A 26,536-nucleotide genomic window follows, 5' to 3' on the forward strand; every position below is an offset into this window, starting at 1 on the left:
GCCGCAGGCTGCGATCTTTTGACTTTGATTTTTGGAAAACAAAAGCAAGATCAAAAGATCGCAGCCTGCGGCAGCTCCTACAGGGGATTGTGGTAACCCGGATTTAAGGATTCACCATGATTCCCAACGAAGACCAAACCCAGATCCGCGACATGGCCCGGCAGTTCGCCGAGGAACGCCTCAAGCCGTTCGCCGCCGAGTGGGATCGCGAGCACCGTTTCCCCAAGGAAGCCATCGCTGAAATGGCCGAGCTGGGCTTCTTCGGCATGCTCGTGCCGGAGCAGTGGGGCGGTTGCGACACCGGCTACCTGGCCTACGCCATGGCCCTGGAAGAAATCGCTGCCGGTGACGGTGCCTGCTCGACGATCATGAGCGTGCACAACTCGGTCGGCTGCGTGCCGATCCTCAAGTTCGGCAACGACGATCAGCGCGAACGCTTCCTCAAACCGCTGGCCAGCGGCGCCATGCTCGGTGCCTTTGCGCTGACCGAACCGCAGGCCGGTTCCGACGCCAGCAGCCTGAAAACCCGTGCGCGGCTGGAAGGCGATCACTACGTGCTGAACGGTTGCAAACAGTTCATCACGTCCGGGCAGAACGCCGGGATCGTCATCGTCTTTGCCGTGACCGATCCGAGCGCTGGCAAGCGCGGCATCAGCGCGTTTATCGTGCCGACTGATTCGCCGGGCTACAAAGTTGCGCGGGTCGAAGACAAGCTCGGCCAGCACGCCTCCGACACCTGCCAGATTCTTTTCGAAGACGTGAAGGTGCCGGTGGCCAACCGTTTGGGCGAGGAGGGCGAGGGCTACAAAATCGCCTTGGCCAATCTTGAGGGCGGTCGCGTTGGCATCGCTTCGCAATCGGTGGGCATGGCCCGTGCCGCATTTGAAGCCGCGCGTGATTACGCCCGCGAGCGTGACACCTTCGGCAAGCCGATCATCGAACATCAAGCCGTCGCATTCCGCCTCGCGGACATGGCCACGCAAATTGCCGTCGCCCGGCAGATGGTGCATTACGCGGCGGCCCTGCGTGACAGCGGCCAGCCAGCACTGGTCGAGGCGTCGATGGCCAAACTGTTCGCTTCGGAAATGGCCGAGAAGGTCTGCTCGATGGCATTGCAAACCCTCGGCGGTTACGGTTATCTCAACGACTTCCCGCTGGAACGTATCTACCGCGACGTGCGCGTCTGCCAGATCTACGAAGGTACCAGCGACATTCAGCGTATGGTCATTTCGCGCAATCTCTGACAAGGAATTTTACCCATGGCTTACGAAACGATTCTGCTGGAAAACCATGGCCGTGTTGGCCTGATTACCCTCAACCGTCCGCAGGCGCTGAACGCCCTGAACGCGCAACTGGTCAGCGAAGTGAACCAGGCGCTGGATATGCTGGAAGCGGACGCGAACATCGGTTGCATCGTCATCACCGGTTCGAAAAAGGCTTTCGCCGCCGGTGCCGACATCAAGGAAATGGCTGAGCTGACCTACCCGCAGATCTACATGGACGATCTGTTCAGCGACAGCGATCGCGTGGCCAACCGCCGCAAGCCGATCATCGCTGCAGTGAACGGTTTTGCCCTCGGCGGTGGCTGTGAACTGGCGCTGATGTGCGACTTCATTCTGGCCGGCGACAACGCCAGGTTCGGTCAACCGGAAATCAACCTCGGCGTGCTGCCGGGCATGGGCGGCACCCAGCGTTTGACCCGCGCAGTCGGCAAGGCCAAGGCCATGGAGATGTGCTTGAGCGGGCGCTTGATTGATGCGGTGGAAGCGGAGCGTTGCGGGATTGTCGCGCGGATTGTGCCGAGTGATGAGCTGCTGGATGAAGCGCTGAAAGTCGCTGCGGTGATTGCGAGCAAGTCGTTGCCGATTGCGATGATGGTCAAGGAGAGTGTCAACCGTGCCTTTGAAGTGAACCTGACGGAAGGCGTGCGTTTTGAGCGTCGGGTATTCCATGCAGCGTTTGCGACGCAGGATCAGAAAGAAGGGATGGCGGCGTTTGTGGCCAAGCGTGCGCCGGAGTTCCAGGGCAAGTGATTTGAATTGAGCTTAAAAGCCCCTCACCCTAGCCCTCTCCCGGAGGGAGAGGGGACTGATTGGGGGATATTGATGATCTGCGCCGACCTGGATGCACATCACCGAATCCATAATGGACCCGGTCTTTCAGGTCGATGCAAAACGCCAGACACCTCGATCGGCCCCCTCTCCCTCTGGGAGAGGGCTGGGGTGAGGGAAAAGGGGCCGGACACAATCACAACTGATAGTTCTTCAAATCCCGCGCAATCACCATCCGCTGTATTTCGCTCGACCCTTCATAAATCTGGGTAATCCGCGCATCGCGGTAGTATTTTTCGACCGGATAATCTTCCAGATACCCATACCCGCCATGAATCTGAATCGCCGACGAACAGACCTTCTCGGCCATTTCCGAAGCAAACAACTTGGCCTGCGAAGCCTCCGATAAACACGGTTTCCCCGCCGAACGCAATCTCGCCGCGTGCAAGATCAGCAGCCGTGCCGCGTTGATCTGCATGTGCATGTCCGCAAGCATATTGGCGATGCTCTGGTGTTCGATGATCGGCTTGTCGAACTGCACGCGATCCTTCGAATAGGCCAACGCCGCTTCAAACGCCGCACGGGCAATGCCCAATGCCTGAGCCGCGATGCCGATACGTCCACCCTCAAGGTTGGACAGGGCAATCGCCAGACCTTTGCCACGCTCACCGAGCAGATTGGCCTCGGGAATGCTGCAATTGTTCAGCGTCACCGCGCAGGTATCCGACGCACGAATGCCCATCTTGTGTTCCGTGCGATCCACGATAAAACCAGCGGTATCGGTCGGCACCAGAAACGCCGAGATGCCTTTCTTGCCCAGCTCCGGATCCGTCACGGCAAACACAATCGCCAGTTTCGCCCGTTTGCCGTTGCTGACGAATTGCTTGGAACCGTTGATCACCCACTGGCCGTCGCGCAGTTCGGCGCGGGTGCGCAGGTTGTGCGCTTCGGAGCCGGCCTGCGGTTCGGTCAGGCAGAAGCAGCCGATGGTTTTGCCACTGGCCAGATCCGCCAGCCAGGTTTGCTTTTGTGCTTCGCTGCCGTAATTGAGCACCGGGCCGCAGCCGACCGAGTTGTGAATGCTCATGAATGCGCCGGTCGCGCCGTCACCAGCGGAAATCTCTTCCACCGCCAACGCATAAGCGACGTAGTCGACGTAGGTGCCGCCCCATTCTTCGGGAACCACCATGCCGAGCAAACCGAGCTCGCCCATCTTCGCCACGAGCGCATCGTCGATCCAGCCTGCCTTTTCCCACGCTTGTGCGTGCGGCGCGATTTCGCCACGGGCAAAATCGCGGGCCATGTCTCGGATCATCACTTGTTCTTCAGTCAGTTCGAGATCGTGCATGGCTCAGCTCCCGCTCTCATCAAAACCGTGAAAGAAACTCGCGACGTGCGCAGCGTCCAGCGCGGCGAGAGTCGGCGGGTTCCAGCGTGGTGACTTGTCTTTGTCGATCAGCAGGGCGCGTACGCCTTCAATCAGGTCGCCGCGAGCGAACCATTGGCGATCGAGATGCAGCTCTAGGGCGAAGCAATTTTCCAGGCTGAGGTGGCGACCACGACGGAGCATTTCCAGGGTGACGGCCATGGCCAGCGGCGAGCGGGTTTCCAGCAGATCAGCCGTGGTGGTTGCCCATTCATGGCTGTCGGCAACGGTCACCGCGCGCAATTGCTCGACCATGCTCGGTACGTCGGGCAGGGCAAAGAAGTGATCGATCGCTGGGCGAAGTGTTTCGAGCGGTGCGTCGGGCAGGGTTTGCACGCCGTGTTTGGCCAGTAGGTTTTGCAGCGATTTGAGCGGCGTGTCCTGCCATTCCATCGCGTCGAGTTTTTCGTCGATGAGTGCGAGTTTGCTGCTGTCCAGATACCAGTCAGCCAAGCCGCAATACAGCGCATCGGCGGCGCGAATCTGCACGCCGCTGACGCCCAGATAAATCCCCAGTTCACCGGGAATCCGAGGCAGGAAATAGCTGCCGCCCACGTCCGGGAAATAACCGATGGCCACTTCCGGCATCGCCAGACGGCTCTTCTCGGTGACCACGCGCAGATCCGCGCCTTGCACCAGGCCCATGCCGCCGCCGAGGACAAAACCGTCCATCAAGGCCAGCACCGGTTTGCGGTAGTGATGAATCGTCAGGTCGAGGGCGTATTCCTCGACGAAGAAATCTTCGTGCAGCGTGTCGCCGCTTTTGAAACTGTCGTACAGGGAACGAATGTCGCCGCCGGCGCAGAAGGCTTTTTCGCCGGCACCGCGCAACACAACGGCGTGGACGTCGGCATCGGTCGCCCAAGCGTCGAGCTGCTGTTGCAACAGGCGAACCATGTCGAGGGTGATGGCGTTGAGGCCGGCGGGGCGGTTGAGGGTCAGGTGCCCGATGTGGTTGCGAACCTCGGCCAGCACTTCGTTTTGCGTGGCATCCATGGACTGAGTCCGCGGGGATGAAGCCTGAGCTGTCATCAGTAACTCCCTGCTTTTATTGTCTTTATTCGAGAAGCTCGCGCGCGAGCGTTACCGGATCGTAACAGTGCAAATTTGCCATGTACAACGGGGATATGTGCAGGGGCTGTCTGCGTTTTTGCCTTAACGCGATTACTTGTGTAGGAGCTGCCGAAGGCTGCGATCTTTTGATCTTGAAAAACAAAGTCAAAAGATCGCAGCCTTCGGCAGCTCCTACAAAGGTCAGGTGAAGGTTGCGGTGATGCTGCGGCGTTTGGCGTGCAGTTCGCTGGCGTGGATCAGTTGTTCGAGGTCTTCGGGGGTGATGTCGATGAAGGCTTCCATGTCGGCCAGCGCCAGCTTCAAGTCTTCGGCGGTGATTGCCTGGGTGTCGACGGGGGCAACCATTGGCGCAGGTTCTGCGGGGCGTTTCGGATAACGAATCCGCGTCAGATTGTTGTACGCCAGCGCGCTCAGCAGCATGCATGCGGCGCCGAGCATCACCGGCTCCATGGCTTTCCAGTCCATGGCGATCGTTGCGGGATCGGCCAGCACCAACGTCAATGCCAACGCACCCGCTGGCGGATGCAGGCAACGCAGCCAGCACATCAGAATCAGCGCCATGCCCGCCGCCAGACACGCACTGCCGAGGGTTCGCCCGAGTACATGAGCCACCAGCAAAGCGACGACACCGGCACACAAGTAACCGCCGAGAATCGACCACGGCTGGGCGAGGGCGCCGGAAGAAACGGCAAACAGCAACACCGCCGAAGCACCCAGCGGCCCGATCAAGTGGTACGCGACTTCATGACCAAACACCTGCGCGCACAACCACACACTGAACAGCGTGCCGAGCGCCATGCCGATCGCGGCGCGGCTCCATTCGGTGGGGCGGGTATTGATGGCGGCGGGCAACCAGCGAGCGAGCATGTAAAACCGATCCTTCTACAAATTCCGGACAAAAAAAAGGACTCGTCCGGCAATCCGGAAAGCCCTCGAAGTGTTCCAACATTGGGGGAGGAACGCGCACAGTGTGCCGATCTATTTCGATGCTGACAAATTCATATAAATGCAGTTTCAGTGCATTACTTTTGAACTGAAGCGACACGACGTCCGCTGATTACACACAAATAACCACCCACCGCCGCCAATGCGCTCAATGCGTAGAACATGCTCGGCGCTGGCGTGTGCATCAGCAGAAACCCGCACATCACTGGACTCGCCGCGCCACCGAGTGCCGCCAGATTCTGCGCGCCGTAGTAGCTGCCGCGCAGTGCTTCCGGGGCGAGGGTGTCAACGAAGAGGAAATCCGCCGGGTAAATAATCATCTCGCCCAAAGTGAAGATGAACATCGCTATGCACCAGCCCACCAGGCTGTCGGCGAGGCTGAAACCGATCAACCCGACGATGAACAACGCCGTGCCGCCGGCTATCCAGTGACGCAGGTGCTCGCGCTTGAGGAATCGGCCGATCTGGTACTGCAGCAAAATCACCGTGATCGCATTGCAGGCGAGCAGGGCGGCCATCGTATCGAGCGTCTGCTGTTGGGTGTGCGTGAACAACAGGTATTGCGACAGGTACAGGGTGAAGCGCCCGTGCACCAATGTGCTGAGCAGGCAGCCAAGGGTGAAGAGGATCATCGTCCGGTCGTTTTTCAGGATCATCAGGGTGTTAAGAAAACTTTGCGGGGGGCTGCTCGGAGAGTCCGAGCTTGCCTCTTTCGTGGCGCCCAGCAGCAGAAAAATACTGCCAATGGCAATCGCCCCGGCAACGATAAACGGCGCCGACGGCTGAACGCCGGCAATCACCACGCCAATCATCGGGCCAACCGCGTAGCCGATATTAGTCAGCGTGTAGTTCAGCGAAAACGCCTTGACCCGTTGGCCCACCGGCAGGTTTTCACTGAGGATTGCCTTCGAGCAGATCAGGAACAGGGCTGACGCGGTTTCGCTGATGATCAGCACCAAAGTGACCAGATACAGGTTCTGCGCGAAGGTCAAAAGCATCAGACCGATGCCGCTGGAGAGCATGGTCAGGATCAGCAGCTGACGCTTGTCGAGGCGGTCGATGACGTAGCCGCCGTACAGCGACAACAGCGTCGCGCTAAAGACTGCGATGCCCAAGAGTAGGCCGACGTCTTGCGGATTGAGGCCGAGTTTGTTGCTGAGGAAAAGCGTGAGCAGCGGGCTGATCAGGGCACGGCTGATGACGACGGTCAGGGACGCGACCATTAGCCGGCGGATGAGGGGGGAGTAGTTGGCCACAGCGGAGGGAATGTCCATATTTCGAGGTTTTGACGGGCGTGGGCCATCCTCTCTGGACGGGTGCCAGTGGTCAAGGTGAGATGTTCATTAGTAACTAGTAGGAGATATACGGAGGCTATGACCGCTTGTCGGGACTGTCAGATTTTACAGGTAGGCAGCGGCCTGACTTTGGCGTTTGAATCACAGTGCCCAAACCACCGCGCCAAGAGGCATAAAATGAGCAACGAAGAATTTCCAATTATCCCATCTTTCGCCTCAGGTAATTCAGGAGAGAATGAAGGGGAGGAAGGCGTTCTTTATGTAACATCTTACGTAATACCCAAAGAGGGTGGGGTCATTCCTAGAGGGCAAAAATTTAAGTCACAAAAGTTTGGAGGTGTTTGGGTTGAGTATCAGATTCGGTTTCGTTCCCCTGATGGGAGTACTCATACGGAACTGACATACAATTCCTCTGATCGGCCTCTTGATCCTATTGAATTTGTTCCGCCGGCGAAACTTAATCGCGGTCGAAATGACTTCCATTACAGACAGAAACACCAAAGTAATGGCTGGAGCGAGTGGATGTCTTCTGGCTATTATTACATTGCAGAATCGCCGACGATAACGGTACCCCCGTCTACCATTTCGAGTAAAGATTTTGAATTTTCCGGTACGGGAGATTCATCCCAAGGGTCAGTTAGGGTTCAACTTCGGCGGTCTTTAGATAATGCTGATCTGACTGGCTGGGTGTCGGTTAATAATAATACCTGGCGCATTCCATTATCACTGACGGTTGGCGTGTACACTGCTTACCTGGCGGGGAGTGGGCCGAATTGGCAGGTGGAAAGTCGGTCGAACGATATTAATTTTACGGTAAGTTGGACTCCCACAATAACGACACCTGCGAATAACACAGCTATCCAGTCTTCATCAGGCTTTACCATTATTGGCAGGGCGAGTCCTAATGCAAAAGTCAACCTCCATATCACAGAGCACGATGTGGTAGCGCTGGGTATCAATGTCAGTAGTAACGGTGACTGGTCAACTTTTGTAAACAACAGAACCAACATGAAACTGCAGTTTGTCACTCAGCAGTATTCAGGCACGTTCTACACCCCGCACTCAGCGGTGCACACAGTCTATCTAGTTGGCAAGCCAATAATTACACGCCCTCAGGATGGTATTGTTTTAACGCCTAAACCGACTATCACCGGCACCGGTTGCCCTGGTGCAAAAATACAAATTGTCGAGGGCGGTGTGGGCAATCACGTTTTTGGTGAGGGGGTAGTTGCGGCGAATGGCTCTTGGAGTGTGACGATTACAACCGCACTGCCTGAACGTCCGATCAACTTGACGTGTAATCAGACTCTGCAAAGTGTCGTGTCGGTCTGGGCCGATAGTCATCAATTTTCAATCTTGTCAGCGCCCGTCGTTGCGAATCCGGGCTTGGTGGATGTGTTGCCAACCCTGACAGGAACACATTCCACGGGTGTACCAGGCATACAAATTGATATTTACCGTGATTTGAGCGATGAAAAAATTGGTCAAGGTGTCACGGCGGCCAATGGTGCCTGGAGCGCCACGATCACTACTGCACTGGTGCCTGGCGTTGCCGGCGTGACGGCGCTGTTGCGTTTCTATAGTAATGCGTCAACCCGCAGCGCGCCTGTCGCCCTGACTGTAAGACCCGCGCCTCCGGTTATCACTCAAATCATCCATTCCGGCACGACAACAATATTTAAAGGCACGGGCTTTCCCGGTGCGACTGTCGATATTCATCCCAGTAGCGGGACTCCAAATGCTACCGCGTTGGTGAACTCGCAGGGCTACTTCGAAACGACCCCCATTACCATCGTACCTGGTACGATCGGCTCCGGTTGGGGGGCGAGGCAGAAAATTGCCAATGGTAGCGAGTGGCTTTTTTCGATCTATCATCCCGATGCGCCTGTCTTCGACGTGCCGACGCCTGTTCCGACCGTCAACACGCCAACCTTGATCGGGCAAATTCCCACCGTAACCGGACGGGGCAGTGTCTGGCAGGGGCTGGCGGCTGCAACCGTGGTGGTCGAGTTCATCGGCACAACGACTGTAACTTTGTCACCAGCAACCGTTACAGCCACCGGCGACTGGACGGCGACAACCGCTACTGCGGTTGCACCGGGCAGCTATACCGTGTCGGTACGGCAGTTGATGAACGGTGTTTACTCACTACCGGTTACGGCGCCAGCGCCTCTGATTATCAATCCATTGGCACCCACGATCAGCAGTGTCGTGCTAGAAGATTTGTCCCCGAGGATCAAAGGCACCTGCTGGCCTGGAGCGAGTCTGTCCTTGACCTACACTGGCGAGACGACGCACCCCGTTTCTTCTGCTGACGGCAATTGGGAGTTTCGTCGCGATATCAAATTCAAGCCCGGCAAACACTCGTTCTCTGTCATCCAGACGTTTGGCGGGCAGGACTCGGTGGCGGCCGGTCCAGAAACGTTCACAGTCGAAACGCCTAAACCGGTGATCACCTTCCCGGGCAAGCAACAGGAAACAGACTTTCGACCCGAAATCAAAGGGACAAACGGATACGAAGGCGCCACCGTCGCGGTGTTCGACAACAAGGTGGAAGGCCCGGCGCTGGGCCAAACTATCGTGCCCGCATCGGGTGTATGGACAGTCAGTCTGAGCAAAGACCTGACCTTGGGCGAGCACGATATTTATGCCCTGCAGACCTTCGAAACACAGGCCTCCGAGCGCAGTGTCGCCGTACTGTTCAACGTGATGGTGCCAGTCCCATCGATCAGTGTCCCTGCCGATAACGGTGATTACGGACGACGCAGCGAGTTTGCAGGCAAAGCACTGCCCGGTGCCAAGGTCACCTTATATCTCGTCGAAAATCCAGGCCTGCCAAATGAGACAGAGACGGAGTATCTACCGCCCGGCGGCGTTGTTGTCGACGTCAAAGGCAACTGGAAGGCTAACGTGTTTTTTGCGCAGGTAGGCTCGAAAAACCTGCGGATCAAGCAGGCTTATGCCGGCGGAACGCGAGCCAGTGTTACGCGCACGTTTCGCACGATTACCAACGCACCACTGATCGAAAGCCCAAACGCGGGGGAATCAGTCAATCCTGTGGCGGTGGTGCTCTCCGGTCACAGCTTTCCCGGTGACAACGTTAAAGTTCGCCGCAAAGGCTATACCGAAGTCATCGGCGATTTTGTTGTGAATGCCGACGGCCACTGGTCAGGCACGTTGACCCGTACGCTCAATGGAGCAAGTCCTTACAGCCTTGAAGCATGGAGCAACAGAGATAACCATGGCGGTGACATCAGTGAGGCGGCCACGATCATTCTTCAGGATCTGGCTAATCCACTGATCGTTCACCCTGCAGACGGTGACGTCCTCGTTCCAAGAGTACTATTCAGCGGCCAAGGGCTCCCCGGCGCGACGATTCAGGTGGCCGATCTATTCAATCCCGCAATCAATCATGCACCGATTACAACCGTCGATCAGTCTGGCGATTGGTCAGTTGAGGGCAACACGGATCTTAATCCTGGGCCCAACTGGGTCATCGTGCAGCAAACCTTGGGCGAGAAAAAGTCGCCGTGGGTGCGTAGCGAGCGATTCATGATCGAGTATCCGCTGACCGGTTTCAGCGCACCGACTGTCGACCGGCCATTTCCAGGTGAAGAGGTCGGGCTCAAGCCGCTGCTAGCGGGGACAGGCGTTGCGGGGGCCAAGGTCTATGTCCGTCAGAACGGTAAAGACCTCGCTCACGCGTGGGTAGACGCACAGGGACGTTGGGCTTTGCGCTTACCCGTTTTTGCCGAGGGTTCGCAGTCACTCACCGTCATTCAGGCCAGTCACGAGATTTGGTCTGCAGAGTTGAAGCCAAATTCGACGTTTGAAGTTGTTCAAGTCAGCGCCGGATTCCCCGCGCCCACTATCGAAAGCCCGACAGCGGGAGCTACCGTGGACACTCGGTTCTGGATGAGCGGAAAGGGGATGCCTGGGGCCGTTGTTCGAGCGCGCGATTTTTATAATGGTGCCATTCTTTACGGTGAAGGTTCCGTCGATGCTTATGGCCAGTGGCGTATGTGCCTGAGTCATGCCGCGGCGCTCAAGAATTTCACTATTACAGTCCAGCAAACGCTGGATGATAAGAATTCTTTATCCTCTCCAGGAGTCACCGTTAACGTGGAAAATGCTCTACCTGCACCCATTCTCGAGAGTCATTCAAAGGGTGAGCAAATTGCGCCGGTTGCGCTGTTGAAAGGGCGTGGTCATCCTGGCGCAACTGTCTTTTTATACAAGTCCGGAGATACCAATAATCCGTTGGCAAGTGCAAATGTCACGGAGGACGGGTACTGGGAGTGTGTCACTAAACCTCTGCCACTCGGGAACATTCGAATGGGCGGAAGGCAAATGTTGCCGTCCATCGTTGGGCCGTGGATGAATGAATTCACCTTTCAGGTGGTGAATGCGGGCTAAGGCTTCATCGGGCGCGAAATTGTCAAAAGCTTCGCGAGCAAGCCCGCTCCCACAGGGGCTTGCGTTGATCTCAGGTGAGTCCCAGGCGCATGGCGCAGCGGGCGAACGGCCGCGTCAGCGAATTGGGCACGACGCACAGCAAGCGTTGGGACATGTAGGAGCTGCCGCAGGCTGCGATCTTTTGATCTGGATTGTAAAAAAGCCAAAACATCGAAGCCTGCGGCAGCGCCTACAAGGGTTTCATGTATTGCAGGATCTCATCGGGTTGGTGAAAGCTACCGCTGAAAACGGGATCGGTAATTTCCGCGATTCGCCACGGCCCATCGGGAAGTACTGGATGCCGTTGCGCTCCAGACGCTCGGCGTCGTACAGGTTTCGACCGTCGAAGATCACCGGATTGTTCAGACGCTGTTTGATCAGGTCGAAATCCGGTGCCTTGAACTGCTGCCATTCGGTGCAGATGATCAGTGCATCGGCGCCGGGCAATACCGATTCCGGGGTGCCCATCAGCATCAGTTTCGATTCGTCCGGATAAAGGTTCTGGGTTTCCTGCATGGCTTCCGGATCGAACGCGCGCACGCTGGCGCCGGCGGCCCACAATTCCTCCAGCAACACACGGCTCGGCGCATCGCGCATGTCGTCGGTGTTCGGTTTGAACGCCAGACCCCACAGGGCGAAAGTCTTGCCGCGAAGTTCGCCTTGATAGAACGCGTTGATGCGCTCGAACAACTTGTGTTTCTGCCGCTGATTGATCGCCTCGACCGCTTGCAGCAAATCGCTGGAGCAATGCGCTTCTTCGGCGCTGTGGATCAGCGCGCGCATGTCTTTCGGGAAGCACGAACCGCCATAACCGCAACCCGGATAGATGAAGTGATAACCGATGCGCGTGTCGGCGCCGATGCCTTGACGCACCGACTCAATGTCGGCGCCCAAGTGTTCGGCGAGTTCAGCGATCTGGTTGATGAAGCTGATCTTGGTCGCCAGCATGCAGTTGGCGGCGTATTTGGTCAGCTCGGCGCTGCGCAGATCCATGAACATGATGCGGTCATGGTTGCGGTTGAACGGCGCGTATAGATCGCGCATCACGTCGCGCACGTCATCACCTTCACAGCCGATGACAATGCGATCCGGGCGGCGGCAGTCAGCGACCGCTGAGCCTTCCTTCAAAAACTCAGGGTTGGAAACGATATCGAACTGCAGCAGCCGACCGACCTTGATCAGCGCTTTTTCGATGTGCGCGCGCAAGGTATCGCCGGTGCCCACCGGTACTGTGGATTTCTCCACCAGAATCAGCGGCTGCTCACGGTGCCGGGCAATCGCATCGCCCACCGAGAGCACGTAACGCAGATCCGCCGAACCGTCCTCGCGTGACGGCGTGCCCACGGCAATAAACGCTACTCGACCATGCTGCACCGCGAGTTTTTCATCGGTGGTAAATAGCAGGCGTTTGGAATCGAGGCCTTCGCGCACCAGGCTGGCCAGCCCCGGTTCGAAAATACTCACGTGGCCCTGACGCAACAGGTCGACCTTCTTCTGGTCGACGTCCATGCACACGACATCATGGCCAACCTCGGCCAATACCGCCGCTTGCACCAGACCGACGTAACCGCTGCCAAATACTGTGATTTTCATGGAGCACTCCTGAGTGCAGGCGCACGAGCCGGACGCGTGTTGATGGTGATGACCCCGAGCATGACCAACGCCACGCCCAGCGATTTAGTGAAACTGAAGGATTCGTTGAACAGCGGCAGACTGGCCGCCAGCAGGTACACCAGCGCGTAGCTGATGCTCAGCAGCGAATAGGCGCGGCCCAGCGGCAAGTCGCGCAAGGCGAGTAGCCAGCACAACATTGATAAGGCGTAGGCAAAGATCGCTGCGACAACTACGGCCAAGGCACGCAGGTCGAGGCTGTCGAATGCCAGCCATTGTTCCGGTGCGGGCAGGCGCGTCATGCTCCAGCGCATTGCCAGTTGCGCGGCGCTGACCAGCAAAACGCTGCCGAGGGCGAAGGTGATTCCGCGCCGCGCGTTCATGATTGTCGCCCCAACAACACCACGCCGCCGATCACCAACGCCACGCCCAACCAATGCTGGCGGTCGATCGGTTCACGGAAGACGAAGCGCGCAATCAAAGTGATCAGGACGAAGTTGAGGCTGAGCATCGGATAAGCGATGCCGACTTCAATGCGCTGCAACACCAGCAGCCAGACCAACAGGCCCGAGCCGAGGGCGAGCAGGGCCAGCCATAACCACGGCGAGCGCAGTTTGGCGGTCAACGAAGCGTCGACGCCGCGCCAACTCTCCACGGCGTACTTTTGCGCGACCTGTCCCAGACAGGTCAGCAGGCACGCGGCCAACAGCAGCAACAGGCTCATGACGCCTCCCTGGGCAGAATCATGATCACCAGGTTGCCCTGTTCGTAGCGGACGCCGTCCTTTGGCAATCTGTCGATTTCGTCCAGTTCGTCCTGCCCCTTGACGCGCATCACCACGCCGACCGAACCGCTGCGGCGCGCCTCGCGCATCCACTGTTGCACTTGATCGGGATCGACCCGTTGTTGAATGCCGTCAGGATAGGCAAGGCCATATTTCAATTCGCCTATCGTGTTGTACAACGCGACTTGCGGGGTTTTCAAACGCCAGGCCAGTGCAGCGGCGGCACCCAGATCATTGCTCAGCAGATGATCGGTCTGAGCCAGTTCAGCGACGTGATGTTTGATGAATTGATCAGGCATCTTGTTGGCGACCACCGATTTCGGCAGCGCCGCCGGCAGTACCGCGATCAGCAACAGGCTGCCAAACGCCGGCGCGGCCCAGCATTGCAGCGGCAGAAAGGCTTGCAGCAGGTTGGCGATGATCCAGCCGATCAGCCCGATAAACACCAGCACCAGACTGTGCAGTTCGTGGTCGTACAGCGGCCGGTTCAGTTGCAGGTACACCAGCGCAATCAGCGTGACGATGCCCAATAGCAGATTGAGCAGGCCGTTCAAGCCCAGCGCTCGACCCTGTTCCAGCCGCAAACGGTCGGCCAACGCATTGCCCAGCAGCAACGCCATAGGCAGCAGGCACGGAAGAATGTAGGTCGGCAACTTGCCGTTGCTCAGGCTGAAAAACAGCAGCGGCATCAGCAGCCACAGCAGCAGATACACCACGTGGGGCTGGGCGCGCGCGCACCATGCCTGCTTGAACGCTGTCGGGATCAAACCCGCCCACGGCAGACTGAACGCCAACAGCAGCGGCAGGTAAAACCACCACGGCGCATCGTGCTGGGCGTCGTCACTGGCAAAACGGCGGATGTGTTCATGCCAGAAGAAGAACCGCCAGAAGTCGGGCTCTTGCGCATGCACCGAGAGCACCCACGGCAAACTGATGAGGATCGCGATGGCAATCGCCACCGGGCCGTATGTCAGCAGTTCCCGCCAGCGCTTTTGCCAGAGCATCCACGGCAGGGCGATCAACACCGGCAACAACCACGCGAGAAATCCCTTGGTCATAAAACCCATGCCGCACGCCAGCCCCAGCACTGCCCAGGCCAGCATGCGTTTGCCGCTGGTTTTGCTGTCGACAGCGAACCACAGCGCCACCAGACTCAGGTTGACCCAAAAGGTGAACTGCGGATCGAGGTTGGCGTATCCCGCCTGGCCGGCAACGATGGTGAAACTCATGTAGAGCAGGGCGCATGCGAAGCTTTTGCGTGGTTCATTCCACAAACGCCGAGCGATCAGATAACAGAGCAACACGCTCAACCCGGTGCTCAGCGCCGAAACGAAGCGCACGCCGAACAGGTTCTGTCCGAACACATTCTGTGCGAGCGCGATCATCCAGTAGCCGGCAATCGGCTTCTCGAAATATCGCAGGCTCATAAAATGCGGCGACACCCAGTTGCCGCTCAGCAGCATGTCCTGACTGATTTGCGCGTAGCGTGTCTCATCAGGAATCCACAAACCGTGCGAGCCCAATGGCAGCAGATACGCCAGCAAGCAGATTCCCAACAACAGCAGCGGCAATGCCCAGCGTTTAGTCATGCGCCTTGCACTCCCAGCCAGCCTTCACGGCCATCGAGAGTGCCGCGCTGTACGCGACCCACGGGCAAAGTGTTGAAGAACTCGGGCAGCAAGTCGCCCAGCGGTTTGAAGTCGATACCTCGCTGGCGCGCATCGGCCAGCAAGTGACGAAAATCCTCAGCCATCAGAATCCCTTCCACTTCGGCATGAATGGTGTAGACGTTGAGCTTTTCCGGGCGAAACCGCTCAAGGATGAACGCGTTGAAATCCTGCGCGGCGACAGCAGAACCGACCACCTCATCAAAGGTCGGCAGATCCACCGGTATCTGCGGCGTGCCGGGCGTGCCATCCGCCAACAACGGACGGAACAGCTGCGAACCCCGACAATCGCTGTTGTAGCGAAAGCCGAAGGCTTGCTTGGCTTCGATCACGCGCTCGTCGGCGCGCCAACCGGCGGCGGCCGAACAGGTGACTTTCTCGCCAAGAATGTCGCTCAAGGTGTCGACGCCCTGACGAATTTGCTCGACCAGTTGCGCCTCGCTCCAGCGCCCGGCATTCGCTTGCCAACCGTGGTGATCCCACGCATGCAGACCAACTTCATGCCCGGCGTCGCGGGCCTGACGCATCAGGTGCCCGAGTTCGCGGCCAATCGGTTTGCCCGGCCACGCAGTGCCGGCCAGCAGAATGTCCCAGCCATACAGGCCGGCGGCATTGGAACGGAGCATTTTCCAGAGGAACTGCGGGCGGATCAGGCGCCACAGATGCCGGCCCATGTTGTCCGGGCCGACACTGAAGAAAAACGTCGCCTTGATCTGCGCCTCTTCGAGCATTTCCAGCAAGCGCGGCACTCCTTCACGGGTACCGCGAAAGGTGTCGACGTCGATGCGTAGACCGGCCTGCATCAATGCTTGTCCGCGATTTCGAGCATGGCTTCACGCAAGAAGAAATCCAGCGTATTACCAATGGTCTCGCGCATTTCCACGGTCGGCGTCCAGTCGAGCAGGCGCTTGGCGTTGGCGATGCTTGGCTTGCGGTGTTCGACGTCCTGATAACCGGCGCCGTAGAACGCCTTGCTCTCGACGTCGCGGAAACCGGCGAACGGCGGGAAGTTGGAACGCAGCGGATGCGCTTCAAACTGGCGCAACAACTCTTCACCCAACTGGCGAATACTCGCTTCGTTGTCCGGGTTGCCGATGTTGATGATCTGGCCGTTGCAGACGTCGTTGTCGTTATCGATGATCCGCGCCAGTGCTTCGACGCCGTCAGCGATGTCGGTGAAGCAGCGTTTTTGCTCGCCACCGTCGAACAGACGAATCGGCGTGCCTTCGACCAGGTTGAGGATCAGTTGGGTGATGGCGCGGGAACTGCCGATACGCGCCGAATCCAGCCGATCAAGGCGCGGGCCCATCCAGTTGAAAGGACGGAACAGGGTGAAATTCAAACCCTTGGCGCCGTACGCCCAGATCACCCGATCCAGCAGTTGCTTTGACACGGAGTAGATCCAGCGCTGCTTGTTGATCGGGCCGACCACCAGGTTCGAGGTGTCTTCGTCGAAATGCTTGTCCTGGCACATGCCATAGACTTCCGAGGTCGACGGGAAAATCACACGTTTGTTGTACTTGACGCAGTAACGCACCAGTTTCAGGTTTTCTTCGAAGTCGAGCTCGAACACGCGCAGCGGGTTGCGGGTGTATTCGATCGGCGTGGCAATGGCCACCAGCGGCAGCACCACGTCGCACTTCTTGATGTGGTACTCGATCCACTCGGAGTGAATGCTGATGTCGCCTTCCACGTAATGGAAATGCGGGTGGCTGCGCAGACGGTCGATGGCGTCGGAGCCAATGTCCAGACCATAGACTTCGTAGCGATCATCACGCAGCAGGCGCTCGGACAAGTGATTGCCGATAAAGCCGTTGACGCCAAGGATCAGCACGCGCGTGCGACGTGGCGCACGACCGGATTCAGCGCCGCGCAGCAGCGAACCATCGACCAGACCCAACTCACTGGCCAGTTGCGGGCCGCTGAGGAACAGGCCGTTGTCGTTGCGCTGGCCGGAGAGAATCACCAGCGAGTCTTCACCGCAAGCAATGCGCAGCGGATCGACACTGATCACCCGGCCCGGCGCCTGACCGTCGTTGCCTTTGACGACTTCGGCACTCCACACGATCAACTTGTGCTCGCCCACGGCACAGAAGGCGCCCGGGTATGGCTGAGTGACGGCGCGCACCAGATTGAACAGTTGCTCAGCAGGTTTGGCCCAGAGCAGTTTGCCGTCCGCCGCCGTGCGACGACCGAATACCGTGGCTTGCGATTCGTCCTGCGCGGTTTCGCTGGTCTTGCCTTGCAGCATCGCTGGCAGGGTGTCACGCAACAGATCGGTCGCGGCGATACGCAGTTTGCCGTGCAGGCTCAGCGCGGTGTCGCTGCGCTCGATGGCCACACGTTGTTGCGCGACGATGGCGCCGGCATCGGCACGTTTGACCATGCGGTGCAGGGTGACGCCGGTTTCGCTTTCACCATTGACCAGCACCCAGTTCGCCGGAGCGCGGCCACGGTAGCTTGGCAGCAACGAACCGTGCAGGTTGAACGCACCTTTTTTCGCGGTGGCCAGCAGTTGCTCGCTCAGCAGGTTGCGGTAGTAGAAGGAGAAAATGTACTCAGGGTTGAGCTTGGCAATTCGCTCGATCCACAGCGGGTGGTTAACGTCTTCCGGCGCATGCACCGGGATGCCTTTGCTGGCGCACAGTTGCGCGACCGAGGCGTAGAAAGCGTTTTCTTTCGGGTCGTCGGCGTGAGTGAACACGGCGGCAATGTCGTAGCCGCTGTCGAGCAGGGCTTGAATGCCGGCGCAGCCGATATCGTGGTAAGCGAAGACAACAGTTTTTGCGCTCATGAGAGAACCTGACCGGTAGTAGAAGTAGAAGAAAGACCATCAACCGTGATCGCAGGCGCCGGGTGGGAAGGGTGGCTGCGCAACACTTTTTCAATGAAGAAACGCGGGCGGGCGCGCACGTCGCTGTACATGCGCCCCAAGTATTCGCCGAGCAGGCCCATGCCGATGAACTGGCCACCGGTGAACACGAACAGCACCGCGAACAGCACGAACATGCCGTCCCCGGCCCATCCGGCTCCGAACACCAGACGCAACACGATCAATGCCGCTGCGAACGCCACGCCGAGACCGGCCATGGCGAAACCGACAATACTCAACAGGCGCAGCGGCGTGGTGGTCATGCAGGTGATCAAGTCGAACATCAGATTGATCAAACGCATCGGGCTGTATTTTGAATCACCGTGTTCGCGCTCGGCGTGGGCGACGACGATTTCGGTGGTGTGGCGGGCGAAGCTATTGGCCAGAATCGGGATGAACGTGCTGCGCTCACGGCAGGCGAGCATCGCGTCGATGATCGTGCGGCGGTAAGCGCGGAGCATGCAGCCGTAGTCGCTCATGGCGACGCCGGTGGAGCGTTGCACGGCGAGGTTGATCAGCTTCGAAGGGTAGCGGCGCAGTGCCGAATCCTGACGATTACCGCGCACGGTGCCGACCACGTCGTAACCTTTTTCCGCCTCGGCGACCAGACGCGGGATTTCTTCCGGCGGGTTCTGCAAGTCGGCGTCGAGGGTGATCACCACATCACCTTTGCATTGTTCGAAGCCAGCCATGATTGCCGCGTGCTGGCCGTAGTTGCGGTTGAGAATGACCGCCACGAACGGGCTGTCTTCGCGGGTGGCGGCTTCTTCAAGAATGTTGGCGGATTCGTCTCGGCTACCGTCATCGACGAGAACGATTTCGTAGTCGTGACGCAGCATCCGGCACGCCGCTTCGGTGCGGCGCAGCAGTTCCGGGAGGCTGTCCTGTTCGTTGTAGACCGGGATGACGATCGACACGCAGCGAATCGGATAGGGTTTCACAGGCGTTTATCCATGAGGGTGGCGATGGCCCCAACCACGCGATCAAGGTCTTGATCGCTCATGTCGGGGAACAGCGGAATCGAGCACAGCCGTGCCGAGTTCCACTCGGTGTTGGGCAGGTACAAATCAGGGTCACGCTGGCGATACCAGGTGTGCAGGTGGGTGGCGATAAAATGGATGCCGGTGCCGATGCCCTGATCCTGCAAGCCCTTCATAAAGGCTTCGCGATCCATGCCGCAGCGCTCGCTGTCGATGCGCAGGATGAACAGGTGCCAGGCGTGCTGTTGCGCGTAAACGGGCAGGGCCAGTGGCTGCACCGGCAGGCCTTCGAGTTTTTGCTGGTAAGCGGCGGCGAGTTCAGTGCGGCGCGCATTGATGTCGTCCAGCCGTTGCAGCTGTACCAGCGCAATCGCGGCGTTGATGTCGGCGAGGTTGTATTTGAAACCCGGCTCCATCACTTGTGCCTGCGGCTTGCGGCCACCGGTCAGGCGATCGTAGGCGTCAACGCCCAGACCGTGGAATTTGAGCATGCGCACGCGGCTGGCCAACGCTTCGTCGTCGGTGACGAACATCGCGCCTTCGGCACAGGTCATGTTCTTGATCGCGTGAAAGGAGAAAATCGCTGTGCCGTGCGAGCCGACATGACGACCTTTGTAGCGAGTGCCGGCGGCGTGGGCGGCGTCTTCGATGATCGCGATGCCATGCTTCTCGGCCAGGGCGTAAAGCGGATCGAGGTCAAATGCCGCGCCGGCGTAATGCACCGGGATGATCGCTTTGGTGCGTGGGGTGATCGCCGCTTCGATACGTGCTGCGTCGGTCATCAGCGTGTCGCGGTCGACGTCGACAAATACCGGTTTGGCGCCAAGCAACGAGATCATGTTGGCGGTCGACACCCAGGTTTGCGAAGGCGTAATCACCTCATCACCGGGGCCGATGCCTAACGCGAGTAAAGCGATGTGCATACCACCTGTGGCCGAGGAAAGTGCAACGGCGTGACGGCAACCGACATAGTCTGCGAACTGTTCTTCCAAAGCCTGGTTTTTAGGCCCGGTGGTTATCCAGCCCGAACGTAATACTTGTTCGACGGCGGCTATTTCTTCTTCACCGATACTCGGACGCGAAAACGGCAGAAACGCTTGACTCATAAGAACCTCGAGGCGACAGCCATCCTTCAGCCAATTGTCTGAAAAACACGGAATTTCAATGGTTTGGAAGACCGCCCGGGGAATGCCTGATTGACTTTTATGCCCACGGACGGCAGGTTGTAGGCCTTTCGGGGCAACCTGTTGTAATTAAGGTTATGCCGGTTTTTGTGAAAGGAACATCAAAAAGCGGTCGGCAAATCGTCTATCTTTGAGCCGTACAGCCGCCGTTCAGACTTCTTCCATTCATCGGCACTTTTAATAGAAAAGTCCTACGGAAGAGTCGTTCCTTATATAAGTTTCTTTGCACTTTTAAGTTGTTTTGTTGAACCGTTTTCTATTCAAGGCCGTTTCGTTTGATTGACTTGTCGAGTATTGAATCCACCCCGTCCAACACTAATCCGCTGACGCTGTATCTGGCACGGCTGGCGCCTTCCAGCCAGTTGACCATGCGTTATGTTTTGCAAGATGCGGCTGACCGCCTCGGTTTCGAAGAAGTGAACATCGAGGAAATCCCTTGGCATGCGCTGCAACCTGAGGATGTCATCGCGTTAGTCGCCGCATTGCGCGCCGACAACTATGCGCCGAACACGTCTTCGCTGTATGTGAATGCCGTGCGCGGCGTGATGAACGAAGCGTGGCGCATGAGCCTGATCACTCAGGATCATCTATTGAAGATGCGTTCGGTCAAAGGCATCGCCGGCACGCGGTTATCGCAGGGCCGCAATCTCAAACGCACGTTGATTCACGAGTTGATGGAAGTCTGCGCTGCGGATCCACGGCCGCAGGGTCTGCGTGATGCTGCCGTGATTGCCTTGTTGTACGGCACCGGCATGCGCAAGTCGGAGTCCGTGGATCTGGATTTAAACCAGGTCGACTTCCGCGAGCGCAGCCTGACCGTCACCGGCAAAGGCAATAAACAGCTGATCAAGTACGCGCCGACCTGGGCGTTCGCCAAGCTCAATGCCTGGCTGGAATTCCGTCGCGAGCAGCTCAAGGAAGGCGAGAGCGATGATGCGTTTCTGTTCAATCGCATCCGCCGTGGCAGCCACATCACCCGCGAGCGCATCACCAAACACGCGATCTATTACATCGCCCGTCAGCGCGGCACGCAGGTCGGGGTGAAGATCATGCCTCACGACTTCAGACGTTCATTCATTACGCGGGTGATCGAGGAGCATGATCTGTCGATCGCGCAGAAACTGGCGCATCACAGCAACATTCAAACCACCGCCAATTACGACGTGCGCGACGACAATGAACGTCGCCGCGCCGTGGATCGCTTCGACCTCTGATCAGGGCGAGCGGGGGTCAGGAGGAGGGTGGGCAGCCGCGTGAGCTGCCGGCAGCCTGAGTGATTTGCGCCGCGAGGCGTTTGACGTTGTTTTGCTGCGCGGCCACCAGTTCGTCGATGCTCGGCCCGGATGGCGTTTGCAGAACTGAACGGCACGTCAGCAAGCCACTGTCGGTTGCCCCCAGCGGACGCAAGCGCCATTTCACGTCGATCAAGCCGTACTGGCCCGGAATCGAATCGAAACGTTGCACTTCAATCCGCACCGATGACCGCTGTTGCCCGGACGCGCTGCTCAGTTGATCGACCAGCGCGCTGCGCAATTCATCGGCGAGGCTGGCGCCCCACCATTCGGTTTCCAGAATTGCCAGACCACTGTTGCCTTCGCGAATGACGATTTGCGCTCGATCGACTTGCGGCGGTACGGAAATGCCTTCGATGGCAATGTCTGCGCCACTGCGGCCGGTGCCGGGTTGCACCGGCGTCAGGGTGTGGAAGCTGATCGGGTCGCTGCGACAGGCGCCGAGCAACAAGCACGCAGCGAGCACGGTGATCTTCAACGGTAATGCCATGGTTTCAGCTCCTGTGCTCAATTGCGTGGCGGGCCTTTAAGGTCCAGTGGTGCGGCGTTATCGGGGCGACCGCGAATCAGCGATTCCGGATGACGGCCCAGGTAATCCGACAACTCACGCAGCGAGCGTGACATGCGTCCAAGTTCTTCGAGGGTTTCGCCGAGTTTTTCGCGTTGCGGCGAATCTTCGGCCAGCGTCGAATTGGCCGACTCCAGCGTTTTGCTGACATCGCCGAGGGTTTTTTGCACGCCCGGCAAAGTCTTCGCATTGAACTGCGTCAGGCCTTTGCGCAACTCGATCAGGTTGCCATCGAGATTGCCGGCGATGCGTTCCACTGGCAGTGCATTGATCTTGTTGAGCATCGCTTCGAGTTTTTCCTGCAACTGTTCGAGGCTGCCCGGAATGGTCGGTATGCTGACCGGCCGTGCATTGACGTCGAACGGTACTTTCGGCGCTTTCGGGTAGAAATCCAGACCGATGTACAACTGGCCGGTGAGCAAGTTGCCGCTGCGTGCCTGCGCGCGCAAACCATTCTCGACGAAGGTGCCGATCAGGCGCACGCCGGCGGCTTCGTCGTCGGGGTTGTGGTTGAAGGCTTTCAGCACTTTGGCGTGAGCCTGGCCAAGACGCTGCGGGTAGATGACGATGCCGACATTGACCGGAAAGGTTTGTTTCTTCGCATCGAAGTCGAGATTGATCGCCACGACTTTCCCGATCTCAATGCCGGAAAACTCCACCGGCGCATCGACCTTGAGGCCGCGCATGGGCTGTTCGAAACGCAGACTCAGGTATTGCGCCTTGCCGTTGGGCGGGGCGAGGGCGGACTGTTGATCGTCGAACAGTTCGAAATTACGGTCATCAGCGGCGACCGTGTCGTTGGGACTGTATTCCGGGGCACGGAAGGCGATACCGCCGACCAACAGGGTCGACAGCGATTCGGTTTTCACCGCGAAACCGTTGGCGCCGACGTTGACGTCAATGCCGCTGGCGTTCCAGAAACGGGTGTTTTCGGTCACGTAAGCATCGTTGGGGGCATGGATGAACACTTCGATGTTCACGCCTTTGCCATCCTTGTCCAGCTCATAGGCAACCACTTGGCCCACCGGGATCTTGCGGTAGTAAACCGGTGAACCGATGTCCAGCGAACCGAGGTCTTGAGTGTGCAGGCTGAAGCGCTTGCCCGGCTCGCCATAGGTGATCGGCGGCGGATTCTCCAGGCCTTTGAAGTTCTTTGCACGGGTGTTCGACTGGCCGATGTCGGCACCGATGTAATCGCCCGACAACAGGGTGTCGATGCCGGACACGCCGCCCGCGCCGATACGCGGACGCACGACCCAGAATTGCGAGTCTTCGCGGGTAAAGGTTTCGGCCTGTTTGGCCAGTTTGATGGTGGCGTTGACGTTCTTCTGATCGTCACTCAATTCCACGTCCGAGACATGGCCGATGACCACATTGCGGTAGCGAACTTCAGTCTTGTTGGCGGTGAGACCGTCACCGGTCTTGAAAGTGACCGTAATGGTCGGGCCTTCCTGCATGATGTTGTGCACGACCAGCGAAATACCCACCAATACAGCAACAATCGGCACAATCCAGACCAATGACACGCCAAAACGGCGGGTCTTGATCGGTGCCTGGCCTGGTGCTCGCGGCTCGTCGACGGCTGACGACTTCATCCATGTCCTCCTCGGTTTATTGGGCACTGAGCGTCAGTAACGCAAAAGCACCTCATTAATATAGAGGTGCTTCGCGATAGAGCAAATGTGAACAACCCATATGTCATTGAAAATGTAGGAGCTGCCCAAGGCTGCGATCTGTTGATTCTGTTTTTAAGATCAAAAGATCGCAGCCTTCGGCAGCTCCTACAGGGGAGGGATGTTAGCCGATGAGTTCGCGCAGGCGATACCAGAACATGCCCAGAGCCAATAACGGCGAGCGCAGCGCCGGGCCGCCGGGGAAGGTCATGTGCGGCACACCGCTGAACACGTCCATGCCTTGGCTGTGGCCGGCGTGAATCGCTTCGCCGAGCAGTTTTGCGCACCAATGCGTGACGTTCAGACCATGGCCGGAATAGCCCTGCGCGTAGTACACATTCGGATGCTGTTTGAGGCGCCCGACCTGCGGGAAACGGTTGGCCGTGATGCCGATCTTGCCGCCCCACTGGTAATCGATTTTCACATCGGCCAGTTGCGGGAAGACTTTGAGCATTTTCGGCCGCATATAGGCGGCAATGTCGGCCGGATCGCGTCCGGAGTAGTGACAGGCACCGCCAAACAGCAAACGCCGATCCGCCGAGAGCCGGTAATAATCGAGGCCGACTTTCTGGTCGCACACCGCCAGATTCTGCGGGATCAATTGCGCGGCGCGTTCCTCGGACAACGGTTCGGTGGCGATGATGTAACTACCGGCCGGCAGTACTTTGCCACTGAGTTGCTGTTCGAGTTCATCCAGATGCGCGTTGCAACCCAACACCAGACTGCCCGCACGCACGCTGCCGTTGGCGCAACGCACTTGAACGGTCGCGCCGTGGATGATCTCCAGCACCTGGCTTTGCTCGAAAATTCGCACGCCGAGCGAAGCCGCCAGCCGTGCTTCGCCTTGCACCAGATCCAACGGATGCAGGTGGCCTGAGCCCATGTCCACCAGTCCGCCGGCATAGATGTCGGAGTTAACCACTTGCTGGCGAATCTGCTCCGGGCCGATCAGAAGGGTTTCGTGGGCATAGCCCAGTTCGGCGAGGTCGAGCAGTTCGTCCTTGAAGGCATCGAACTGCGCGGTAGTGTTGGCCAGATCACAGAAACCCCAGCGCAGGTCGCACTCGATGCCGTTGTCGCCGATGCGATTGCGCACCAGCTCCACCGAATCGATGCCGGCGCGCTGCAAATAACGCACGCCTTCCTGACCGACGTATTTGGCGAACCCGTCGACGTCATGGCCGATGCCACGGATCAACTGGCCGCCATTGCGCCCGCTGGCGCCCCAGCCGATTCGCCGGCCCTCGATCAGAATCACCGAGAGCCCGCGCTGCGCCAGTTCAATGGCGGTGTTCACCCCGGTGAACCCGCCGCCGATCACACAGACATCGGCGCTCAGATCACCTTCCAGTTGCGGATAAGGTGCAGTCGCCCGAGCCGAAGCGGCGTAATAGGATCGGGCGTGTTCTTCGGTGTACTGATTCATTTGTTCGACTTCACTTTGCTCCAGGAGCGGGTCATCAGACGCATGATCGCCTGGGGCGGGGTGGTAGAAATGTAGAGCTTGTCGAGCACTTCCTGTGGCGGGTAAACCTCAGGATTGTTGACCAGCTCCGGATCCATGAACTGCTTGGCGGCCGGGTTCGGGTTGGCGTAACCGACCGAAGCGCTGACCTTGGCGATCACTTGCGGATCGAGCAGGTAATTAATGAAGGCGTGGGCTTCTTTGGTGTTGCTCGCATCGGCCGGAATCGCCAGCAGGTCGAACCAGAGGTTGGCGCCTTCTTTCGGGATGGCGTAAGCGATGTTCACACCGTTTTTCGCTTCCTTGGCGCGGTTGGCGGCCTGGAACACGTCGCCGGAATAACCGAAGGCTACGCAGATGTCGCCGTTGGCCAGATCCGACACGTATTTCGAGGAATGGAAATAGGTGATGTACGGACGGATGCTCAGCAGTTTGGCTTCTGCCTTCTTATAGTCTTCCGGGTTTTCGCTGCGCGGGTCCATGCCCATGTAGTTGAGCACCGCGGGGAAGACTTCGTCGGCGGAGTCCATCATCGACACGCCGCACTGGGTGAGTTTTTTCAGGTTTTCCGGCTCGAACAGCACGGCCCAGGAATCGATGTGATCGATGCCCAGCACTTGCTTGACCTTGTCGACGTTGTAACCGATGCCGTTGGTGCCCCACAGGTACGGCACCGAGTGCTCGTTGCCCGGGTCGTTTTTCTGCAGCAGTTCAAGCAGTTTCGGGTCGAGGTTCTTGAAGTTCGGCAGTTGCTCGCGATCCAGTTTGAGGAACGCGCCGGCCTTTACCTGACGGGCTAGGAAATGGTTGGACGGCACGACCACGTCATAGCCGGTGCGGCCGGCGAGAAGTTTGCCTTCAAGGGTTTCGTTGGAGTCGAAAACGTCGTAGATCACCTTGATCCCGGTTTTGGCCTGGAAGTCGGCGAGGGTGGTTTCGCCGATGTAGTCGGTCCAGTTGTAGACGCTGACGGTGGGCTGGGCTTGCGCTGCGACGCTGCACATCAGGGCCAGCGCGGCGGGAACCATGGTTTTCAACAAACGCATATCGACACCTCTTAAATTTATTGGATTTTTCAGGTGGTTCTTTGGTGTTTGAGCTGCCGCCATCGCGAGCAGGCTCACTCCTACATTTTGGAATGCATTCCCCTGTAGGAGTGAGCCTGCTCGCGATAGCGGTGGTACAGACAATGAA

At 58.4% G+C, this 26,536-nt stretch carries 20 protein-coding genes; 4 read left to right on the forward strand and 16 right to left on the reverse strand.

Annotation, left to right across the window (positions count from 1 at the left end):
* The first annotated feature begins 116 nt into the window (after positions 1–116).
* Positions 117–1,244 carry an acyl-CoA dehydrogenase gene (locus tag QMX93_RS19955; RefSeq protein WP_201225899.1) on the forward strand — a complete coding sequence of 376 codons (1,128 nt, stop codon included), beginning with the start codon at positions 117–119 and terminating at the stop codon, positions 1,242–1,244.
* Positions 1,245–1,259: 15 nt separating this feature from the next.
* A complete protein-coding gene (locus QMX93_RS19960; protein WP_282357725.1) occupies positions 1,260–2,033 on the forward strand; it encodes an enoyl-CoA hydratase in 774 nt (257 codons plus the stop codon).
* A 214-nt stretch (positions 2,034–2,247) separates the two neighbouring features.
* Here the strand turns inward: QMX93_RS19960 and QMX93_RS19965 are convergent, their stop codons facing one another.
* From QMX93_RS19965 to QMX93_RS19980, 4 genes are all read right to left on the reverse strand, one after another.
* Positions 2,248–3,399 carry an acyl-CoA dehydrogenase family protein gene (locus QMX93_RS19965; RefSeq protein ID WP_282357726.1) on the reverse strand — a complete coding sequence of 384 codons (1,152 nt, stop codon included), beginning with the start codon at positions 3,397–3,399 and terminating at the stop codon, positions 2,248–2,250.
* A 3-nt stretch (positions 3,400–3,402) separates the two neighbouring features.
* Positions 3,403–4,509, reverse strand: coding sequence for an enoyl-CoA hydratase/isomerase family protein (locus QMX93_RS19970; protein ID WP_282357728.1), 1,107 nt, complete (start codon positions 4,507–4,509; stop codon positions 3,403–3,405).
* A gap of 222 nt (positions 4,510–4,731) precedes the next feature.
* The gene (locus QMX93_RS19975) at positions 4,732–5,418 is read right to left on the reverse strand and encodes an HPP family protein (protein ID WP_159812233.1); all 687 of its coding nucleotides are present in this window, start codon (positions 5,416–5,418) and stop codon (positions 4,732–4,734) included.
* A 155-nt stretch (positions 5,419–5,573) separates the two neighbouring features.
* Positions 5,574–6,752, reverse strand: coding sequence for an MFS transporter (locus QMX93_RS19980; protein ID WP_282357740.1), 1,179 nt, complete (start codon positions 6,750–6,752; stop codon positions 5,574–5,576).
* A gap of 216 nt (positions 6,753–6,968) precedes the next feature.
* On the opposite strand from QMX93_RS19980, the gene QMX93_RS19985 reads away from it, so the two are divergent.
* Entirely contained in the window at positions 6,969–11,207 is a 4,239-nt protein-coding gene (locus QMX93_RS19985; protein WP_282357729.1) for a hypothetical protein, read from the forward strand.
* A gap of 240 nt (positions 11,208–11,447) precedes the next feature.
* Here QMX93_RS19985 and QMX93_RS19990 read toward each other — a convergent pair whose 3' ends face one another.
* The 8 genes from QMX93_RS19990 to arnB are packed head-to-tail and all read right to left on the reverse strand — an operon-like array spanning position 11,448 to position 20,266.
* Positions 11,448–12,839 (reverse strand): UDP-glucose/GDP-mannose dehydrogenase family protein, encoded by a 1,392-nt coding sequence (locus QMX93_RS19990; RefSeq protein ID WP_282357730.1) that lies wholly within the window; start codon positions 12,837–12,839, stop codon positions 11,448–11,450.
* Positions 12,836–13,240 (reverse strand): 4-amino-4-deoxy-L-arabinose-phosphoundecaprenol flippase subunit ArnF, encoded by a 405-nt coding sequence (arnF, locus tag QMX93_RS19995; RefSeq protein WP_282357731.1) that lies wholly within the window; start codon positions 13,238–13,240, stop codon positions 12,836–12,838. Before arnF ends, QMX93_RS19990 begins: the two co-directional genes overlap by 4 nt.
* Entirely contained in the window at positions 13,237–13,581 is a 345-nt protein-coding gene (gene arnE, locus QMX93_RS20000; RefSeq protein WP_282357732.1) for a 4-amino-4-deoxy-L-arabinose-phosphoundecaprenol flippase subunit ArnE, read from the reverse strand. The genes arnF and arnE overlap by 4 nt, the downstream gene beginning before the upstream one ends.
* Positions 13,578–15,230 (reverse strand): lipid IV(A) 4-amino-4-deoxy-L-arabinosyltransferase, encoded by a 1,653-nt coding sequence (gene arnT, locus QMX93_RS20005; protein WP_282357733.1) that lies wholly within the window; start codon positions 15,228–15,230, stop codon positions 13,578–13,580. The genes arnE and arnT overlap by 4 nt, the downstream gene beginning before the upstream one ends.
* Positions 15,227–16,111 carry a 4-deoxy-4-formamido-L-arabinose-phosphoundecaprenol deformylase gene (gene arnD, locus QMX93_RS20010; RefSeq protein ID WP_282357734.1) on the reverse strand — a complete coding sequence of 295 codons (885 nt, stop codon included), beginning with the start codon at positions 16,109–16,111 and terminating at the stop codon, positions 15,227–15,229. The genes arnT and arnD overlap by 4 nt, the downstream gene beginning before the upstream one ends.
* Positions 16,111–18,102 (reverse strand): bifunctional UDP-4-amino-4-deoxy-L-arabinose formyltransferase/UDP-glucuronic acid oxidase ArnA, encoded by a 1,992-nt coding sequence (gene arnA, locus QMX93_RS20015; protein ID WP_282357735.1) that lies wholly within the window; start codon positions 18,100–18,102, stop codon positions 16,111–16,113. The genes arnD and arnA overlap by 1 nt, the downstream gene beginning before the upstream one ends.
* A complete protein-coding gene (gene arnC / locus QMX93_RS20020; protein ID WP_212550999.1) occupies positions 18,099–19,121 on the reverse strand; it encodes an undecaprenyl-phosphate 4-deoxy-4-formamido-L-arabinose transferase in 1,023 nt (340 codons plus the stop codon). The genes arnA and arnC overlap by 4 nt, the downstream gene beginning before the upstream one ends.
* Entirely contained in the window at positions 19,118–20,266 is a 1,149-nt protein-coding gene (gene arnB, locus QMX93_RS20025; RefSeq protein WP_282357736.1) for a UDP-4-amino-4-deoxy-L-arabinose aminotransferase, read from the reverse strand. Before arnB ends, arnC begins: the two co-directional genes overlap by 4 nt.
* A 446-nt stretch (positions 20,267–20,712) precedes the next feature.
* Here arnB and QMX93_RS20030 point away from each other — a divergent pair, with 446 nt between their 5' ends.
* A complete protein-coding gene (locus QMX93_RS20030) occupies positions 20,713–21,558 on the forward strand; it encodes a tyrosine-type recombinase/integrase (RefSeq protein ID WP_256671833.1) in 846 nt (281 codons plus the stop codon).
* Between the two features lie 16 nt (positions 21,559–21,574).
* On the opposite strand, the gene QMX93_RS20035 is transcribed toward QMX93_RS20030, so the two are convergent.
* From QMX93_RS20035 to QMX93_RS20050, 4 genes are all read right to left on the reverse strand, one after another.
* Positions 21,575–22,126, reverse strand: coding sequence for a PqiC family protein (locus QMX93_RS20035; RefSeq protein ID WP_282357737.1), 552 nt, complete (start codon positions 22,124–22,126; stop codon positions 21,575–21,577).
* Between the two features lie 17 nt (positions 22,127–22,143).
* Positions 22,144–23,799, reverse strand: coding sequence for an MlaD family protein (locus QMX93_RS20040; protein ID WP_053120231.1), 1,656 nt, complete (start codon positions 23,797–23,799; stop codon positions 22,144–22,146).
* A 202-nt stretch (positions 23,800–24,001) separates the two neighbouring features.
* Complete coding sequence (locus QMX93_RS20045) at positions 24,002–25,303, reverse strand: FAD-binding oxidoreductase (protein ID WP_282357738.1); 1,302 nt, start codon at positions 25,301–25,303, stop codon at positions 24,002–24,004.
* The gene (locus QMX93_RS20050; RefSeq protein ID WP_282357739.1) at positions 25,300–26,388 is read right to left on the reverse strand and encodes a polyamine ABC transporter substrate-binding protein; all 1,089 of its coding nucleotides are present in this window, start codon (positions 26,386–26,388) and stop codon (positions 25,300–25,302) included. Before QMX93_RS20050 ends, QMX93_RS20045 begins: the two co-directional genes overlap by 4 nt.
* Positions 26,389–26,536 lie beyond the last annotated feature (148 nt).

The sequence above is a fragment of the Pseudomonas sp. PS01303 genome (assembly GCF_029959385.1).
Lineage (GTDB): Bacteria > Pseudomonadota > Gammaproteobacteria > Pseudomonadales > Pseudomonadaceae > Aquipseudomonas > Aquipseudomonas rustica.

What these genes read in the sequence shown, in the direction of transcription:
- arnT (WP_282357733.1), bottom strand. Translation starts at nt 15,230, where the DNA reads ATGACTAAACGCTGGGCATTGCCGCTGCTGTTGTTGGGAATCTGCTTG.
- QMX93_RS19965 (WP_282357726.1), bottom strand. Translation starts at nt 3,399, where the DNA reads ATGCACGATCTCGAACTGACTGAAGAACAAGTGATGATCCGAGACATG.
- QMX93_RS19990 (WP_282357730.1), bottom strand. Translation starts at nt 12,839, where the DNA reads ATGAAAATCACAGTATTTGGCAGCGGTTACGTCGGTCTGGTGCAAGCG.
- arnD (WP_282357734.1), bottom strand. Translation starts at nt 16,111, where the DNA reads ATGCAGGCCGGTCTACGCATCGACGTCGACACCTTTCGCGGTACCCGT.
- QMX93_RS20050 (WP_282357739.1), bottom strand. Translation starts at nt 26,388, where the DNA reads ATGCGTTTGTTGAAAACCATGGTTCCCGCCGCGCTGGCCCTGATGTGC.
- QMX93_RS19955 (WP_201225899.1), top strand. Translation starts at nt 117, where the DNA reads ATGATTCCCAACGAAGACCAAACCCAGATCCGCGACATGGCCCGGCAG.
- arnB (WP_282357736.1), bottom strand. Translation starts at nt 20,266, where the DNA reads ATGAGTCAAGCGTTTCTGCCGTTTTCGCGTCCGAGTATCGGTGAAGAA.
- QMX93_RS20035 (WP_282357737.1), bottom strand. Translation starts at nt 22,126, where the DNA reads ATGGCATTACCGTTGAAGATCACCGTGCTCGCTGCGTGCTTGTTGCTC.
- QMX93_RS19985 (WP_282357729.1), top strand. Translation starts at nt 6,969, where the DNA reads ATGAGCAACGAAGAATTTCCAATTATCCCATCTTTCGCCTCAGGTAAT.
- arnF (WP_282357731.1), bottom strand. Translation starts at nt 13,240, where the DNA reads ATGAACGCGCGGCGCGGAATCACCTTCGCCCTCGGCAGCGTTTTGCTG.
- arnE (WP_282357732.1), bottom strand. Translation starts at nt 13,581, where the DNA reads ATGAGCCTGTTGCTGCTGTTGGCCGCGTGCCTGCTGACCTGTCTGGGA.
- QMX93_RS20030 (WP_256671833.1), top strand. Translation starts at nt 20,713, where the DNA reads ATGCGTTATGTTTTGCAAGATGCGGCTGACCGCCTCGGTTTCGAAGAA.
- QMX93_RS19975 (WP_159812233.1), bottom strand. Translation starts at nt 5,418, where the DNA reads ATGCTCGCTCGCTGGTTGCCCGCCGCCATCAATACCCGCCCCACCGAA.
- QMX93_RS20040 (WP_053120231.1), bottom strand. Translation starts at nt 23,799, where the DNA reads ATGAAGTCGTCAGCCGTCGACGAGCCGCGAGCACCAGGCCAGGCACCG.
- QMX93_RS20045 (WP_282357738.1), bottom strand. Translation starts at nt 25,303, where the DNA reads ATGAATCAGTACACCGAAGAACACGCCCGATCCTATTACGCCGCTTCG.
- arnA (WP_282357735.1), bottom strand. Translation starts at nt 18,102, where the DNA reads ATGAGCGCAAAAACTGTTGTCTTCGCTTACCACGATATCGGCTGCGCC.
- QMX93_RS19960 (WP_282357725.1), top strand. Translation starts at nt 1,260, where the DNA reads ATGGCTTACGAAACGATTCTGCTGGAAAACCATGGCCGTGTTGGCCTG.
- QMX93_RS19970 (WP_282357728.1), bottom strand. Translation starts at nt 4,509, where the DNA reads ATGACAGCTCAGGCTTCATCCCCGCGGACTCAGTCCATGGATGCCACG.